Source organism: Mesorhizobium sp. ESP-6-4 (assembly GCF_020164735.1).
Taxonomy (GTDB): domain Bacteria; phylum Pseudomonadota; class Alphaproteobacteria; order Rhizobiales; family Rhizobiaceae; genus Mesorhizobium.
On the sequence record NZ_JAIUGS010000001.1, the window covers coordinates 64,018 to 80,225 of the forward strand.

A 16,208-nucleotide genomic window follows, 5' to 3' on the forward strand; every position below is an offset into this window, starting at 1 on the left:
CCAAGATGGCGCACACGCGAATTCGCAAATTCAACACCAAGGACACCTATCCCGAGCAGAAGCTCGACAACGATCTCTGCCAGGCGGTCGTCACGCGCGGCGGCCGCACCGTTTATCTGCGCGGCCAGTGCCCGCAGGATCTCGACACCGCCAAGAACATCGACAGCCACGATCCGGTCGAGCAGACCCATAAGGTCATGCAGAACATCAAGCAGCTCATCGAGGAGTGCGGCGGCACGATGGAGCATCTGGTGAAGGTGGTGGTCTACATCACCGACGTCCGCCACCGCGAAGCCGTCTACCGGACGATGGGCGAATACATCAAGGGCGTACATCCGGTTTCGACCGGCCTGGTCGTGTCGGCGCTCGCGCGGCCGGAATGGCTGGTCGAGATCGACGGCACCGCCGTCATTCCGGACTAAGCGCCATGACCTTCTCCATCGTCGCGCGCTGCAGGCGCACAGGCATGTTCGGCGTGGCGGTGTCGTCGTCGTCTCCCGCGGTCGCGGCGCGTTGCGCCTATGCGCAGGCGGGCGTCGGCGCGGTCGCCAGCCAGAACGTCACTGACCCGACACTCGGGCCGCGGGCATTGGAATTGATGGCGCGCGGCGCCTCCGCCGCGGAGGCTGTCGCGATCCTGAAGCGCACGGCCGCCTTCAGTAAATACCGTCAGGTGCTGGCGGTCGACGCCGCAGGCGTCAGCGCGATCCACTCCGGGCCGAAAGCGCTCGGCATCTGGGCCGAGGCGCACGGCGAGGACGTTGCCTGCGGAGGCAACCTGCTCGCGAATGACGGCATCCCGCGTGCCATGGTCGACGCCTTCCTTGCTTCCGAAGGCCATCTCGGCGACCGGCTGATCGTCACGATGCGCGCCGCGCTTCATGCCGGCGGCGAGGCGGGGCCTGTCCGCTCCGCCGGCATGAAGCTGGTCCGCGATGTGTCCTGGCCCGTCGCCGACCTGCGTTGCGACTGGACCGAAGCGTGTCCGATCGAGCAGCTGGCAACGCTGTGGGAGATCTACAAGCCACAGCTCGATGCCTATGTCACCCGCGCCCTCAATCCGTCCGACGCGCCGAGCTACGGCGTCCCCGGTGACGAGTAGTCCGACCAGTTCTGGAGCGAGCATGAGCGAACTCAGCCACAAGGAGTGGGTCGGCAAGGCGTCCGCGATTCGCTTCCGCGACAAGGCGTTCATCGACGGCAAGCCGGTGCCGGCGCGCTCCGGCCGGACCTTCGCCAGCGTCAATCCGGCCACGGGAGCGACGCTCGCCGAAGTCGCCTCCTGCGGGGAGGAGGATATCGATTTCGCCGTCGCGGCGGCGCGGCGTAGTTTTGAGGCCGGCGTCTGGTCGCGAACGAGTCCCCAGCATCGCAAGCAGGTGCTGCTGCGGCTGGCGGAGTTGCTGCGCGAGAACCTGCAGGAGCTCGCGCTGCTGGAATCGCTGGATATGAGCAAGCTGGTCAAGGATGCCGCCACCATCGACGTGCCGGGCTCGGCGACGATCTTCCAGTGGTACGCCGAAGCGATCGACAAGGTCTATGACGAGGTGGCGCCGACGGGCGAGGGTGACCTAGCTCTGGTGCGGCGCGAGCCGCTTGGCGTCGTGGGCGCCGTCGTGCCTTGGAATTTCCCGCTCGACATGGCCACCTGGAAATGCGCGCCTGCGCTGGCGGCGGGCAATTCGGTGGTGCTGAAGCCGGCCGAGCAATCGCCTTTCTCGGCGCTCAGGCTGGCCGAGCTCGCCATGGAGGCGGGCCTGCCCGCCGGCGTGCTCAATGTGGTGCCGGGCCTCGGCGAGACCGCCGGCCAGGCGCTTGGCCGGCATATGGATGTCGATTGCCTCGCCTTTACCGGATCGACCGCCGTCGGCAAGCTGTTCCTGCAATATTCCGGCCAGTCGAACATGAAGCAGGTCTGGCTGGAGACCGGCGGCAAGAGTCCCAATCTGGTGTTCGCGGATTGCGGCGATCTGGATGCGGCGGCCGACATGGCCGCCTTCGGCATCTTCTTCAACCAGGGCCAGGTCTGCTCCGCCAATTCCCGGCTGCTGGTGGAGCGCGGCATCAAGGATGCGCTGGTCGAGAAGCTAGCGGAGCGCGCGGCGGCGACGCAACCCGGCGACCCTCTCGACCCGGCATCCAGGATGGGCGCGATGGTGGATGCGCGGCACGCCGCTACGGTGATGCGCTTCATCGATGGCGGCAGGCAGTCGGCACGGCTGGTCACCGGCGGCGGCCGGATCTCGGTCGACGGGCGCGGCAGCTTCGTGCAGCCGACGATCTTCGACAATGTCTCGCCCGAGGATCCGCTCGCACGCGACGAAATTTTCGGTCCGGTCCTGTCGGTCATCGCCTTCGATAGCGAAGAGGAGGCGCTCCGGATTGCCAATGACAGCGTCTACGGCCTTGCGGCATCGCTTTGGACCGACAGCCTGTCGCGGGCACACCGCATTGCGGAGCGACTGCGCGTGGGCACAGTGTCAATAAACACCGTCGATGCGCTGAGCCCGATGACGCCGTTCGGCGGCTTCAAGCAGTCCGGCTTCGGGCGCGACCTGTCGCTGCACGCGCTCGACAAATACACCGCGCTGAAAACCACCTGGATCAAGTACTGAGAAGCGGCCGCGACTTGATTGCAGCGACCAAACGGGCATCATAGAAGCCCATGCCGCTTCGTTTCACGCTCAGACAACTCGAGTACTTCGTCGCCGTCGGCGAAGCGGGCTCTATTGCCAAGGCGGCCGAGCAGGTGAACGTCTCGCCGCCGTCGATCTCGGCTTCGATCGCCCAGCTCGAGGCGGAGTTCGGCGTCCAGCTCTTCGTGCGCAAGCACTCGCACGCGCTTGCCCTCACGGCGGGCGGGCGCCTGTTCCTCAAGGAAGCCGCGCGGCTGCTCAACGATGCCGATGCGCTGCACGACATTGCCGGCGATATCGCTGAAAAGGTGCGCGGACCGCTGGCGATCGGCTGCCTTTTGACTTTCGCGCAGATCGTGCTGCCGGCGTTGCGCCGGAAGTTCGAGGATGCCTATCCGGATGTGCGCGTCCGCCAGTTCGAGCGCAACCAGGGGCAGTTGTTCGAGATGCTGCAGCGTGGCGAAATAGACGCAGCACTGACCTACGATCTCGAACTGTCGCAGGACATGACGTTCGAGCCGCTGATGCAGCTGCCGGCCTATGTGATGCTGCCGGCCGCGCATCGCCTGGCGGGGAGGGCGGGCATCACCCCCGAGGAACTGGTCGATGAGCCGATGGTGCTGCTCGATCTGCCCTACAGCCGCGAATATTTCCTGTCGGCTTTCCAGCCCAAGGGCCTGCGGCCAAAGATCGCCGAGCGCACCGGGGACATCGCCGTGATGCGCTCGATGGTCGCCAATGGCTTCGGCTACGGCATAGCCAACATGCGGCCGCTCAACACCATGTCGCCGGACGGCAAGCTGCTGGTCTTCGTGCCCTTGCTGGGCGACCTCAGGCCGCTGACCATGGGAATTGCGCTGCCGAACGCCGAGCATCGCACGCTGACGGTGCAAGCCTTCATCGACCACTGTCGCCGCTTCGTCGTCGAGCAAGGCGTCTTCGGCACCGAACGTATCGTCAAATAAGCCTGGTCACGGCCAGCCGTCGGCGAGCCGCGACAGCAGCCTCTCCAGCATCTCGTCGCAACGCCGCAGCTGTTCGACGCTGATAAATTCGTCCGGCTTGTGCCCCTGCGCCATCGAGCCCGGTCCGCACACGACGGCCGGCGTGCCGAGATCGCGGCTGAACAATCCGCCTTCCGTGCCGAACGCGACTTTCATGGTGCTGTTAGCGCCGGTCAGCGATTTGACGAAGGCGACGGCTTCCGAGGCAGCCGGTGTGTCGAGACCCGGATAGGTGTTGGTGATCTCGATGTCGATTGCCGCTTCGGGCGCGATCGAAGCGGCATCCGCGGCGATGCGCGTCGCGGCGCTGCGCAGCCTGTCGAGAATGCCGGCGGCATCGTCGGCGGAGACGTTGCGGATCTCGAAATCGACCACGCAAACGTTGGGCACGATGTTGAGCGCCACGCCGGCATTGATCTTGCCGACATGCACGGTCGTGTAGGGAATGTCGTAGTCGCCGTCGCGGGCGCCTTCGCGGGCCAGCCGGTCCTGTTCGTCGCGCAGCGCCCGCACGAAATCGCAACCGAGATGGATGGCGTTGAGTGCCAGCGGAGCAAGCGCCGAATGGCCTTCGCGTCCCTTGCAGATGGCGCGCGCCGCAAGCTTGCCCTTGTGCCCGGTCGCCACCTGCATGTTGGTCGGCTCGCCGACGATGCACAGCAGCGGGCGTTGGGGTGCCGCGCTTAGCATTTCGATCAGGTCGCGGACGCCCAGGCAGCCGACTTCTTCGTCGTAGGAGAGCGCCAGATGCAAGGGCGTGCGCAGCGTCATCTTCGAGGCCTTGAGACATGCCGCGAGAGCCGAGGCCACAAAGCCCTTCATGTCCGCCGCGCCGCGCCCGTAAAGCTTGCCGTCACGCGCGGTCATGGCGAATGGCGGCAGCGTCCAGTTCTGGCCGTCGACGGGAACGACGTCCGTGTGACCGGAGAGCATGATGCCAGGCTTGTCGGCCGGTCCGATCGTGGCGAAAAGATTGGCCTTGTGCCCGTCCGGACTGTGGATGATCTGGGAGGCGATGCCGTTCGCTTGAAGCAGGTCCACCGCATAGAAGATGAGGTCGAGGTTTGAGTCGCGGCTCACCGTCGGGAAGGCAATCAGCTTTTCGAGGATTCTGATGCTGTCCATGTCTCTTGTCCCATTGCCGCAATCGGCTGTTTACATTGCGCCGCGGCGGTCCTGAAGTCGCATTTGTCTCAGCCTTACTTCACCTGAGACTGATCCATGCAAGGGCGATTAGGCGCGTCCTAATCCGCACAGAAGAAATCCGTAGTTTTCCCGCGCACGCGCCAACTTATGGGTAATCTCCAGAGCAGCCGGCATGAAGGAAGCTACTATGCGCGACCCACGCTACGACATTCTGTTCGAGCCGATGAAGATCGGTCCGGTGACCGCCAAGAACCGCTTCTACCAGGTTCCGCATTGCAATGGCGGCGGCTATCGTGATCCCTCGGCGGCGGCAGAGATGCGGCGCATGAAGTCCGAAGGCGGATGGGGCGTCATCTTCACCGAGCAGACGGAGATGCACCACACCTCCGAGATAACGCCCTTCATCGAGCTCAGGCTGTGGGATGACGCCGACATTCCGGCCCTGGCCAAGATGGCAAAAGCCATGCACGAATATGGCGCGCTCGCCGGCATCCAGCTTGCCTATTCCGGCATCAACGGTCCCAACCTCTACACCAAGGAGGTCCCGCGCGGCCCTTCGGCCTTGCCGATCCGCACCTTCACCAACGATCCGGTTCAGGCGCGCGCCATGGACAAGCAGGATATCCGCGACCTGCGCCGCTGGCACCGCAACGCCTTCACGCGCGCCAGGCAGGCGGGTTTCGACCTGGTATGCCTCTACGGCGCGCATGGCTTCGGCATCATCCAGCACTTCCTGTCGACCGCCACCAACCAGCGCAGCGACGAATATGGCGGCTCGCTGGAAAACCGCTCGCGACTGATGCGCGAGCTGATCGAGGAAGGGCGCGACGCGATCGGCGACACGTGCGGCCTGACGCTCAGGCTGTCGCTGGACGAGATGATCGGCGAGCTTGGCTTCGCCAATTCGGAAGTCCGCGACATGATCGAGATGCATGCTGAGCTGCCTGATCTTTGGGACCTCGCTCACGGCGCCTGGGAAGATTGCTCCGGGCCGTCGCGCTTCAAGGAAGAGGCGGCGCAAGAAAGCCTGGTCTCCGGCGTCAAGGAGCTGACCTCGAAGCCGGTCGTCGGTGTCGGCCGCTTCACCTCGCCGGACGTGATGGTGAGGATGATCAAATCAGGCACGCTCGATTTCATCGGCTGCGCTCGCCCGTCGATCGCCGATCCTTTCCTGCCAAGGAAGGTCGAGGAGGGCCGCATCGAGGACATCCGCGAATGCATCGGCTGCAACATCTGCATCACCGGCGACATGACAATGTCGATCTCGCGCTGCACGCAGAACCCGACCTTCATGGAGGAATGGCGCAAGGGCTGGCATCCGGAGCGCATGCAAGCCAAGGGCGATAGCGACAGCGCGCTGATCGTCGGCGCCGGGCCTGCCGGACTGGAGGCCGCCCGCGCGCTCGGCCTGCGCGGCTATCAGGTCGCGATAGCGGAAGCCGGCACCGCGCTCGGCGGGCGCGTGGCGCGTGAATGCCTGCTTCCGGGCCTGTCGGCCTGGGGCAGGGTGCGCGACTATCGCCAGTATCAGCTCAGCCAGATGCCGAATGTCGACATCTATTTCGAAAGCCGGCTGTCGGCGGACGACGTCCTGTCCTTCGGCTTCCAGAACGTCGCCATCGCTACTGGATCGACTTGGCGGCGCGACGGCGTCGCGCGCGCCCATGTCGTGCCAATGCCGATCGACGCCGCCATGCCGGTCTACACGCCCGACGATCTGATGGGAGGCAAGGTGCCTTCCGGCAAGGTCGTGCTGTTCGACGACGATCACTACTACATGGGCGGCGTGCTGGCGGAGCTGATGGCGCGGCAGGGTGCGCAGGTGACGTTGGTAACGCCGTCTGCCTATGTCTCAGACTGGACCCGCAACACGCTAGAGCAGGGTGCCATCCACCGCCGCCTGGCGGCGCTGGGGACAGATATCGTCCTCAACAGGACTCTCACGACCATCGCGTCAGGTGGCGTCGTGACGGCCTGCGTCTATACCGGCGCGCGGCAGGAGGTGGCAGCCGATGCCGTGGTCCTGGTCACGTCGCGCAATCAGGACGATGCCGTTTGGCGCGCGCTGAAAGCCCGGGAAAACGAGTGGGCCGGCAACGGCATCCGTTCGATCAAGGTTATCGGCGATGCCGAAGCGCCGGGGCCGATCGCTTGGGCAACCTATGCCGGCCACCGCTTCGCCCGCGAGCTGGACGAGGCCGATATTGGTGACGCCCTGCCTTTCCGGCGGGAAGTGACGGCGCTGGCGGCGCAATAGGATAGAAGAGGGCAGCCGCAACTTCCCTTCCACTCTATTCTGCCCGCAAGCGGAGCGCGTATTTCCAGCAGGTATCATCCAATAGAATGCTGCCGACAACAGTCGGGGGAGCTTCGCGTTGAGGAGCTCGATTGCCTCTCCCGGTGGCGACCTCTTCCGTCGACGGTCGCTTCAGTCGAGCTGCAGGCATGCGGCCAGCGCGATCGGCCCGAGCGGACAGTGCGGCGCCACAGCCACGTCATAGGCTTCGGCCATCGCCGCGATCTTGCGGCTTTTGGTGATGCCGCCGGCGTGCGACAGATCCGGCCGACACCGCTTCCTCGAACACCGACTTGAAGTCCCACCCGCTGTAGAGCCGTTCGCCGAGCGCGATCGGCGTCGAGCCGAGCGCGGCGATCTCCTTCAGCGCCTCGCGGTTTTCGCTGAGCACCGGCTCTTCGATGAACATCAGCCGGTATGACTCCAGCTCCTTGACCAGGATGCGCGCCATCGGCCGGTGCACGCGGCCGTGGAAATCGACGGCCATGCCGATATTCGGCCCGACCGCCTCGCGCACCATGGCGACGCGCTCTATAGCCGTGTCTATCTTGTCGTGGCTGTCGACGATCTGCAGTTCCGAGGTGCCGTTCATCTTGAGCGCCTGGAAGCCGTGCGCCGCCACATTCCTAGCGCCGGCCGCCACTTCCGCCGGCCGGTCGCCGCCGATGTCTCGGCGGCATTGCGTGAACGACGCAGCCAACGCCGGAGATGTTCACCATAAATCGACGGTGTCGTTGTTCGCGGTCGTGTGTTGCCGTCAACACCCGCCTCGGCTTGACCGCCGTGCAACCCGCCCGGCGGTCGGTATTCATTGCCGATTGGCACTTTCAGCGTTCCACATACACGATGCGGCGCGTCGACGGCTCAACCAGCACCGGTCGGTTGTTCACATAGACATAGCGGTAGCGGTAGTTCGGGATCTTCTGTAGAGCCACCGTCTCAGGCAAGGTCGCGCCGGTTACAACCTTTCCTTGAAGGTAAACAGGCTTGACCCGATGCGCGCTGATGTACGTGCGCACCTGTTCGGGCGGATTGATCACGGTGCCGGCTGCGCCGCCGCCAACGACCCCCGCCGCGCCGCCCACAGCAGCGCCTACCGGTCCTCCGATGATAGCGCCGGCGATCGCTCCGGTGGCGCCACCAGCGACGGCTCCGGCATCAGCCTGATCGCGAGGAGGTTTCACGACCGCGATGCCGGAATTGGCCGGTCGCTCGGTTAAGACGACCCGATTGCCACCGAATTCTGCGGTAACGTAGTCGGAATAAACCCAGCCCTGACCACCAGCTTCGGCGATGGTGCACCATTTCGAGTTTTGCAGACAGCCGTTCAATGTGGCCGTCTGGCCTGCCCGCAGCACGCCGATGACCGGATATTGCGAGCCTGGACCGGCGCGAACATTAAGGTTTGTAGCGGCTGATACGGGAGTGTCGGCAAAAGCTGCGCCAGACAAGGCGACAAGGGCGCCTGTCACAACGGGTAACAAAAGCTTTCTCATCGTTCTGTCTCCGTTTCATGGTTCCCTTCAGAGCCAAAAACGAGGAAGAGCCACGTGCGTTCCGCTGGCAGGATCGCGGAACGGCTAGATTCCAAATGTCACCATCGGGTCGCTCTGCTGCTCCCGCTTGAGTCGAGATATGGTCGGGTTGCCATCATCGGAGCGGCCGATCTTGCCGCACCCTGCGCGGTCGGCCCTGGAGTCGCTGAGGTCTGATCGGTGGGACAGCCATCGTTGCGGGCGAAGCCGGACAGGTATTGAAATGTCGGCATTACTGACGCTACCGGCTCGCGCCAGCCGATGCCATGCCGAAGGGCATGAAGCGGCCCGCCACGCAATGGGTTCGGCCGGGTCTAATAGGGCGAATGAAACACATGCGCGGCGAAGCTGTAGGCACGCGATAGCGTTGGACAACAGCCACGCTGCGTTGCCCGACGCCTTCGATATGCGTGTTGTTGCTGTGCGGATTAAACGGATCGACCGTTTGCAAAAGCGAATTGGTGTTGTTTGCGTCGCCGGACGCAAGCGTCATCGTGCCGTAATTGTTGAAATAGTCGGCAGCACAACCCGACAAAAGTGTTACGCTCGCCGCGGCAAAATACGATCGCAAATCCATTGAGGCATTCCCCGACACCGGCTGGCATAATGCTCCATTTGCATTTTGTTGTCGAATTCGAGTTTGACCGCTTGCCATCCGTGCCAAGCTAAGCAACGTTGGCAGCGGGTTTGAGATTTTGGGGGGGACTATAAAGCGGTTTGCTTTAACCGTTGCTACGATCGTTTGCGTTGCAGGCTGCGCTACACCACCGGACAAAATAGCAGGCGTGCCCAATGCTGGCCCCTGCACGCAAGCCGACAAAGAGCGCCTGGCGGTTCTGACAAACCAGCAGAACAAGGCGGCTACGGGTGACGCGCTTGGCGTCTTCCTCATTGGCGTGCCGGTCTCATCAATGTCCGGCGGCGACCATGAGACCGAGATCGCCGTGCTGAAAGGACGCTGCGGGCCGCCGAAGACGTGACAGGCTGAGTCGCAGTCAGCGTAAAGCCGCACGGACAACGACTGACGGTCCTAATCAACGTCATGCCCCAAGTCCCTATTGCGAAACTGCGCAAGGCGCATATTCTTTGGCATGGGGTCTTGATCGAGCAGTCCAAGGACCTGGACCCTGGACGCGGTGCTATTTGGTCGAGGATGGCCGAACTTTCAATAGAGCCATCCGTGGGACAGAGCCATGCAGCACGGAGCCGTGAGTGATCCGGGCATGGGCCGAGGCCAGCTTGAGGCGGCCGACGGCGATATTGTCCGCGAGCAGGCCGTCCTCTTTCGTCTCACCGACCGACTTTACCGTGCCAACGGCCTTGGCGAGATCTACGATGCGGCGCTGGATGCCATATGCGACGCCCTCGGTTCGTCACGCGCCTCGATCCTGAGATTTGACAGCCACGGCGTCATGAGCTTCGTCGCCTGGCGCTCACTCTCTAATGAATACCGCGAGGCAGTTAACGGTCACACGCCGTGGACGCGCGGGGAGCACGATGCCGAGCCTATCTTTGTCGAGGATATTCGTCTCAGCGGTGAATCTCAGCAGATCATCGACACGGTCCTTGGCGAGGGAATCGAAGCGCTGGCTTTCATCCCGCTTGCCACCTCCCGCGAGCTCATCGGCAAGTTCATGGTCTACTATCCGGCACGCCATCGCTTCGGGGATCGTGAACGCGAACTTGCGTTGACCATTGCCCGTCAGCTCGGGTTTGCGATCGAACGGGAGCGGGCGGAAACCAGTGCGATGCGACTGAGCGCGCTCGTCGAATCCTCGGATGATGCAATCATCGCGACCGATTTGGATGGCATCGTCACGGACTGGAACAGCGGCGCTGAGCGTCTCTACGGCTACGGCCGCAAGGAAATGGTCGGACGTCCGCTCATGTTGCTGATACCGCCCGATCGGCAGATCGAGGAGCGGCAGATCCTGGTGCGCATTCGCAATGGAGAGCATGTCGAGCACTTCGAGACCGTTCGCCTGCGCAAGGATGGCAGCAGCATTCCCATCTCTTTGACCGCTTCCCCCATCGCGGATGCGTCTGGCGCAATTGTCGGTGTCTCCAAGATCGGCCGTGACATTTCCGAGCGGCTGCGGGCGCAGGAGCAGCAGGAGTTGCTGCTTCGCGAGATGGACCACCGCGTGAAGAACCTCTTTACCATCGCAAGGACCATCGTCAATTTGAGCGCGCCAGCTGCTGAAACTCCGGCCGCGCTCGCCTCCACCGTTTCTGACCGCCTCGGCGCCCTCGCGCGGGCCCATGCGCTGACGATGCTCCCCTCGACTGGCCCGTCTGTTCATGGCGCGACGAGCCTACATGCATTGATCGCCGCAATCCTCGCGCCATACCGGCATGGAACTGACGAGCAGCCCCGCTTCGCGATCAGTGGCATCGATCTGCCGGTGCCTCCAGCGATGATCACGCCGCTTTCTCTCCTGCTACACGAATTCGCCACAAACGCTGCCAAACATGGCAGCCTCTCGGCGCCCGCCGGCTCGATCGAGATCGCTTGCTCCAATAGAGACGGTAAGGTGAGTGTCCAGTGGAGAGAGGTAGGAGGACCACCTCCGGTCGCAACCGAAGACGAAGGCTTCGGAAGCCGCCTGATCCGCGCCGCCGCGAATGAGCTCGGCGGAGTCGTGCGAGATTGGGACCCCGCCGGAATTGTCCTTGAGATCACGATCGATAGTGAAAGATTCTCGGTCTGATGCCCGAGCCGCTTGTCAGCGCAGCAGCCCGTCGCTCTCAAAATCCTCCCATCCGCGCAGTTTGGCCTCCGAGTTTTCGTCTCGGCCATTCCTGGCTGAATGGGCAACCTCGCGGCCCTTCTTTTGCGCACGCTTGACTGCCGCCTTGGCGGCAGCGCGTCGCCGGTTCTCGGTGCGGGTGGCGTCGTCTTCTTCGCGCCAGACGGTGACCAGATCGCAATCGAGCACATCCTCGATGTGGCGCGGGTCGAAGACGTGGAAGGTGATCTTTCTGGCGCGGCCGCGAAGCTTGACCGTTCTGGTCCCCGAGCTCTGCAACCGACCATCCTTCAGCCAGCGGTGCCGCTCGCCCGACGAGATCGTCAGGATGTCCTCGACTTCGCGAGGGATGACCGGAAGGTCCTCGATGTCGCGCATGGCTTTGGACACGATAGCCGCTGCCGCTTGCACATCGGCATCGACGCCCTCCGGCAGGCGCAAGGTGAGCACGCGGGATTCGATGTGAAGCAGCTTTCTCAGGGGCGCGGGAAGGCGCGCGCGGATCTCGAGGAAAATGCCCCTGGCCCGCATGGACGATCCCAGAGTCGCCGCCGGTGAAAGCGGCCACTCAGCCATTAATTTGGCGGTCGGTTCGGTTTTTCGGCGCCCGGGCATGTCCCATAAATAGGCCGGGCTGGGCCTGGCACAACGCCGGTGCAAGAGGCAACCCGGTGTGACGCGGCGCCACCGATCTTGGACAGAGGATTCTTCCAAATATCCGCCATCTGAGAACCCTCAACGGAGCGAATTGTCGATCGGCGAGTTAGGCTGGCTAGACGGAAGAGACTGGATTGGACGGATGGCAGCATCGAAAAGCAACGGTCACTTCACGCCAACCAAGGCGGCGCCGGAAGGCCTTGCCCCTGCCCTGGCGCGAAACATTGAGGCGCTGATCGAGAGGCGTAAACGAGAAGCCACGGCCGCATCGCTGGAGGAGCGCGCGGCCGCAGCGATAAGCGGCTTCGCAGGAAGCATGGTCTTCGTCTACTTGCACATTGTCTTCTTCGGGATCTGGATCGCCCTCAATCTCGGCATCCTGAGCTTTGTCAGACCCTGGGACCCATCACTGGTCATCTTGGCTATGTTCGCCTCGGTCGAGGCCATCTTTCTCTCGACCTTCGTGCTGATCAATCAGAACCGAATGAGTGCGGAGGACAATTCCAGGGCAGACCTCGATCTGCAGGTCAGTCTGCTGAACGAGCACGAAACCACCAAGCTTATCAAGCTGGTGGAGGAGATTGCCAAGCGTCTGAACATAGATACCGATGCGGATCACGAGCTCAAGGAACTCAAGCGCGATGTGGCGCCGGAGGCGGTTCTGGACAAGATTGAAGAGGTGGATGACCGTCGGACGCCCAAGTGACAGCTCGCCAATAGAAGCGGCAATTTGAAACTGAGGCGCTACCAGGTTGGGTCAATCAGAGGATAGGAGCATGTTCGACCACATCGGCTTCAACGTCGGGAATTTAGAAAAATCGCTCGCCTTTTACAAAGCAGTGCTCGCTCCTCTCGATCTTGGCGTGCTCGAATCCGGAGAGGGCTGGGCAATGTTGGGTGGCCATGCCGGTCGTCTCTGGATAGGGGCATTCGGACCTCCTCCTGCACCTATCCACATAGCGTTCCGAGCCGGCTCCCGCGCTATGGTGCACTCGTTCTACAAGGCAGGCCGCGCCGCCGGAGGTCGCGACAATGGCGCGCCTGGCATTCGCGCCCAATACGCACCGGATTATTATGCAGCTTTTGTGCTCGACCCGGACGGCCACAATGTCGAAGCCGTAGCCTTCGCCGCAGATGTCTGAAGCAGCGCACTCCACGTAAGGAAAACATTGTGACGCGGATCGCGACCTTCAACGTCAACGGTGTCAACGGCCGGCTGCCGGTGCTCCTGAAGTGGCTTGGCGAGACCGACTATGACGTGGTCTGTCTTCAGGAACTGAAAACATCCGACGAGAAATTTCCCATCGAAGCAATTCGGGACGCCGGTTTCGGCGCGATCTGGCACGGCCAGAAATCCTACAACGGAGTGGCGGTGCTGGCGCGAGGGAGGGATCCGGTCGAACGTCGCCGGGGCTTGCCTGGCGATCCCGACGACACGCACAGCCGATATCTGGAGGCTGAAATCGACGGCCTGGTCGTCGGTTGCATCTACCTCCCGAACGGCAATCCGGCGCCGGGCCCGAAATTCGATTATAAGCTGCGCTGGTTCGAGCGTCTTGTCGACTACAGCAAATCGCTCTTGGGCGAGCGCACGGTGCTTTGTGGTGACTTCAACGTCGTCCCGACTGAGATCGATGCCGTAGTACCTCGCCGCTGGTTGGGTGACGCCGTCTTCTTCCCGGAAAGCAGGAAAGCCTATGCCCGCATGCTGGGCCTGGGTTGGGTGGATGCGATGCGTCGGATCCACCCGGGCAAGGGCATCTACACCTATTGGAATTTTTCGTATCGCGGCGGCTACGATCGAAGCTCCGGCCTGCGAATGGATCATCTGCTTGTAAGCCCGTCCCTTGCGGAGAGCATTCTGGCCGCAGGTGTCGACGTCGAGACCCGTGGATGGGAAAAGCCGAGCGATCACGCACCCGCCTGGATCGACCTCGGTTAAGACAGTTTGCTTGACCGCTCAAAAGACAAGGTGCTTGCGCTTCGTCCGGTCTTTCTCGGATAGGCCTTCATGTCAACCGCGTTCCAGACGCCCCTCGCGGGTGGCGGGCTCAGCGCACCTTCACAAGCGGAACCTAATGTTCGCCTGCCGCTTATGCCGGAATGAGCACCAGAGGCATCAACTTCCTCGATAAATGGATGGCAGAGCACCTGCCGAACGCCATGACAGATGATCCCATGGCCGTCAGTGATCTCGCCGATGAGATGATGAAAGCGGCAGAGCGAGAAGGCATTCCGGCCAGCGAAATCCACGAGGAGGTTGATAGTGTGTTCGGGGTGATCTTCGAGGCGATGCATCATCGGGAAGGCAGCTTGCCCGAGGCTGAGAAAGCCGTGTTGGATCAGTTAGCGGCACGGCTGGCCAGGGAGGCCGGCATCTCAGATGACCAAGCTGGCGAACTGCTTAGCGCATCGGCACGGACTGGGACTCGCTCCTTAACGAAGCGCATTTTCTGAAGGAGCTTGAAGGCAGGCTAGAGCAGGAATAAATATCTCTTCGGTGCGGTGACCCCTGCGCGAAGCACCAAATCGTCTGGACGGACGATCGGGGAACAGGGTGCGAAATCCTCTACCTTTTCCAACAGTGTCTGTTGACCTCGACCTGATTCGGACGAACTTGAAAAGGCAGGCTAGCCCCGGCTTGGTTCAGGCAGGCGGGTTCGCCGGATCGTGAGGCCCCGGTCAGACGGCCCAACGGAAGTCCAAACGGGGCTCCATTTTTCCGAGTGGTAAGCGCCTCATATCGAACTTCTTGACCGCGTCGCTTTCGCTGGAAGCGGACAATCAAAGCGTAGAATCGGCAGCTGGATGGGCCAGCACAAGCGGTCTATGAAAAAGACCAGCACGCCGTAGATAGACGACAAGCTAACTTTCACCAGCCGCGCCTGTGCCCTGTTGCTAGAAGTTCAAATTTGACCTTTCATGATCATGATTTGTCTAGAGTCTTTCCGATAGATTTTATAGCGTCTGCGCTATGAGTTTCGGCAGTTGTGAATCGCCGCCGGCTTACTATGCCGACGATAGGAGAACGCAATGACCCGCACTCACGTTGAACGTCTTGGAGAGTTCAGGGAAATCCTGGTCGCGACTCGACGCGAAGGCGTCCGTAATGTGCACCATACGCGCGACGCAATGCGGGCAAGTGGCTTTCAGATCGGGGATAGCGAAGGCTCCAGCTATGGTGCTCAGCTGAAAGCGCTCCAAGAAGAAATTGAGGCAGTTGATCGCGCCATCGAAGACGAGAAGCGGCTGGCCTTGGCTCTCGAAGGACGAACTCAATCCCGCCGCCCGACCAAGCCAAGGATCGTGAGGGCAACATAGAGTTAGCGCAATCGTTGGAGCTGGTTCGCGGCCCAACTCGGCTACTCTAAAAATTATGCTGATATTTGCCCCTCGACCAGGCTTTACACCGTCAGCGAGTATTCCGCATCGTTGCTGAGATCTCGCCATAGGGCGTGAGCCCGCACCGGCCCACCGACATAGCCTTGGCGCACGCCTTGCTACCCCAGCCGAACGCCTGCGCATCCTCCTCGGCGACGCCGCCGTCGACCATTAGCTGCTTGAGCCCAGCTGGCGTCCAGCGGTAGTAGTCATGCTGGCGCGCATGCACGTAGAACGGGAAGGGTGTGGCCACCAGCGTCCAGCCGCGGCTTGCTCATGACGTGGATGTTCGCTTCGGCCGCTTGCGGGCCCTGCACATGTTCCAGCGCGCTGACGGTCGGTTCGGCAAAAGGGCCGAGAGCCATGACCGTGAGCCTTGCGGACAAGTCGCGGCTTATCGAAAATCCGCGGCATGCGCCCGTTCTGATCAATCTGGCAAAGGCGTGGACGATGGCGAAGCCCGCGCCGACAGCAACCCCGTAATGGAGGCTTACCATGGCGCGGGCTCTCCGCTTCTGAACCCGGGATACCTGAAACTGTCAGTTCAGCGTCGGTTCGCCCATCGTCTCGGCAAGAAAGGACGCGGCGATCAAATCGTCCGCGTCGATGCGTAAGGAGCCTTCGCCGCGCCCCATGATGGCCGCGACCTTCTGGAAGGTCTTGATCTCATGCTCGGTGATCCTGGCGTCCCGCATCCTGGTTCTCAGATCGGCGACACGCATCCCGAGCGACCGGGATGTTCCGATTTCTCTATTCGACATTGGTCAGTCCTCCTCCCCCCGCTCGTATCTGTTTCGCCGCCG

18 protein-coding genes and 1 pseudogene are annotated in these 16,208 nt (G+C 62.4%); 12 read left to right on the forward strand and 7 right to left on the reverse strand.

The window, feature by feature from the left end; genetic code table 11:
• Window positions 1-5 precede the first annotated feature (5 nt).
• The 4 genes from LB523_RS00300 to LB523_RS00315 are packed head-to-tail and all read left to right on the forward strand — an operon-like array spanning window position 6 to window position 3,601.
• Window positions 6-422 (forward strand): RidA family protein, encoded by a 417-nt coding sequence (locus LB523_RS00300; RefSeq protein ID WP_224523308.1) that lies wholly within the window; start codon window positions 6-8, stop codon window positions 420-422.
• A gap of 5 nt (window positions 423-427) precedes the next feature.
• On the forward strand, window positions 428-1,102 hold the full coding sequence (locus LB523_RS00305; RefSeq protein WP_224600504.1) for a DUF1028 domain-containing protein: 675 nt from the start codon (window positions 428-430) through the stop codon (window positions 1,100-1,102).
• A gap of 22 nt (window positions 1,103-1,124) precedes the next feature.
• Window positions 1,125-2,615, forward strand: coding sequence for an aldehyde dehydrogenase (locus tag LB523_RS00310; protein WP_224600505.1), 1,491 nt, complete (start codon window positions 1,125-1,127; stop codon window positions 2,613-2,615).
• A 50-nt stretch (window positions 2,616-2,665) separates the two neighbouring features.
• Window positions 2,666-3,601, forward strand: coding sequence for a LysR family transcriptional regulator (locus LB523_RS00315; protein ID WP_224514737.1), 936 nt, complete (start codon window positions 2,666-2,668; stop codon window positions 3,599-3,601).
• 6 nt (window positions 3,602-3,607) lie between these two features.
• Here the strand turns inward: LB523_RS00315 and argE are convergent, their stop codons facing one another.
• The gene (gene argE, locus LB523_RS00320) at window positions 3,608-4,765 is read right to left on the reverse strand and encodes an acetylornithine deacetylase (protein ID WP_224600506.1); all 1,158 of its coding nucleotides are present in this window, start codon (window positions 4,763-4,765) and stop codon (window positions 3,608-3,610) included.
• A gap of 208 nt (window positions 4,766-4,973) precedes the next feature.
• Between argE and LB523_RS00325 the strand changes: the two genes are divergently transcribed.
• Window positions 4,974-7,043, forward strand: coding sequence for an NAD(P)-binding protein (locus tag LB523_RS00325; protein WP_224600507.1), 2,070 nt, complete (start codon window positions 4,974-4,976; stop codon window positions 7,041-7,043).
• A 174-nt stretch (window positions 7,044-7,217) separates the two neighbouring features.
• On the opposite strand, the pseudogene LB523_RS00330 reads toward LB523_RS00325, so the two are convergent.
• From LB523_RS00330 to LB523_RS00340, 3 genes and pseudogenes are all read right to left on the reverse strand, one after another.
• Window positions 7,218-7,749, reverse strand: a pseudogene (locus LB523_RS00330) (enolase C-terminal domain-like protein); the annotation flags it as partial.
• A 160-nt stretch (window positions 7,750-7,909) separates the two neighbouring features.
• On the reverse strand, window positions 7,910-8,578 hold the full coding sequence (locus tag LB523_RS00335) for a DUF1236 domain-containing protein (protein ID WP_140839352.1): 669 nt from the start codon (window positions 8,576-8,578) through the stop codon (window positions 7,910-7,912).
• A 280-nt stretch (window positions 8,579-8,858) separates the two neighbouring features.
• On the reverse strand, window positions 8,859-9,194 hold the full coding sequence (locus tag LB523_RS00340) for a hypothetical protein (protein ID WP_224600508.1): 336 nt from the start codon (window positions 9,192-9,194) through the stop codon (window positions 8,859-8,861).
• 208 nt (window positions 9,195-9,402) lie between these two features.
• Here LB523_RS00340 and LB523_RS00345 point away from each other — a divergent pair, with 208 nt between their 5' ends.
• Together LB523_RS00345 and LB523_RS00350 are read left to right on the forward strand one after the other, a co-directional pair.
• Window positions 9,403-9,597: a hypothetical protein gene (locus LB523_RS00345; RefSeq protein ID WP_095813132.1), complete on the forward strand. Its 195-nt coding sequence runs from the start codon at window positions 9,403-9,405 to the stop codon at window positions 9,595-9,597.
• A gap of 213 nt (window positions 9,598-9,810) precedes the next feature.
• Entirely contained in the window at window positions 9,811-11,328 is a 1,518-nt protein-coding gene (locus LB523_RS00350; RefSeq protein ID WP_224523302.1) for a PAS domain S-box protein, read from the forward strand.
• Between the two features lie 15 nt (window positions 11,329-11,343).
• Here the strand turns inward: LB523_RS00350 and LB523_RS00355 are convergent, their stop codons facing one another.
• Window positions 11,344-11,982 carry a hypothetical protein gene (locus LB523_RS00355; protein WP_224523301.1) on the reverse strand — a complete coding sequence of 213 codons (639 nt, stop codon included), beginning with the start codon at window positions 11,980-11,982 and terminating at the stop codon, window positions 11,344-11,346.
• A 184-nt stretch (window positions 11,983-12,166) separates the two neighbouring features.
• On the opposite strand from LB523_RS00355, the gene LB523_RS00360 reads away from it, so the two are divergent.
• The 5 genes from LB523_RS00360 (at window position 12,167) to LB523_RS00380 (ending at window position 15,345) form a co-directional block, all read left to right on the forward strand.
• Window positions 12,167-12,730 (forward strand): DUF1003 domain-containing protein, encoded by a 564-nt coding sequence (locus LB523_RS00360; RefSeq protein ID WP_224523298.1) that lies wholly within the window; start codon window positions 12,167-12,169, stop codon window positions 12,728-12,730.
• Window positions 12,731-12,800: 70 nt separating this feature from the next.
• Window positions 12,801-13,166, forward strand: coding sequence for a VOC family protein (locus LB523_RS00365; RefSeq protein ID WP_224600509.1), 366 nt, complete (start codon window positions 12,801-12,803; stop codon window positions 13,164-13,166).
• 29 nt (window positions 13,167-13,195) lie between these two features.
• Window positions 13,196-13,966 carry an exodeoxyribonuclease III gene (xth, locus tag LB523_RS00370; RefSeq protein WP_224600510.1) on the forward strand — a complete coding sequence of 257 codons (771 nt, stop codon included), beginning with the start codon at window positions 13,196-13,198 and terminating at the stop codon, window positions 13,964-13,966.
• A 161-nt stretch (window positions 13,967-14,127) separates the two neighbouring features.
• Complete coding sequence (locus LB523_RS00375) at window positions 14,128-14,481, forward strand: DUF768 domain-containing protein (RefSeq protein WP_095768509.1); 354 nt, start codon at window positions 14,128-14,130, stop codon at window positions 14,479-14,481.
• A 576-nt stretch (window positions 14,482-15,057) separates the two neighbouring features.
• Window positions 15,058-15,345: a hypothetical protein gene (locus LB523_RS00380; RefSeq protein ID WP_224600511.1), complete on the forward strand. Its 288-nt coding sequence runs from the start codon at window positions 15,058-15,060 to the stop codon at window positions 15,343-15,345.
• 91 nt (window positions 15,346-15,436) lie between these two features.
• On the opposite strand, the gene LB523_RS00385 is transcribed toward LB523_RS00380, so the two are convergent.
• Window positions 15,437-15,658 carry a hypothetical protein gene (locus LB523_RS00385; RefSeq protein WP_318011932.1) on the reverse strand — a complete coding sequence of 74 codons (222 nt, stop codon included), beginning with the start codon at window positions 15,656-15,658 and terminating at the stop codon, window positions 15,437-15,439.
• A 286-nt stretch (window positions 15,659-15,944) separates the two neighbouring features.
• The gene (locus LB523_RS00390) at window positions 15,945-16,166 is read right to left on the reverse strand and encodes a hypothetical protein (RefSeq protein WP_095768511.1); all 222 of its coding nucleotides are present in this window, start codon (window positions 16,164-16,166) and stop codon (window positions 15,945-15,947) included.
• Window positions 16,167-16,208: the final 42 nt, after the last annotated feature.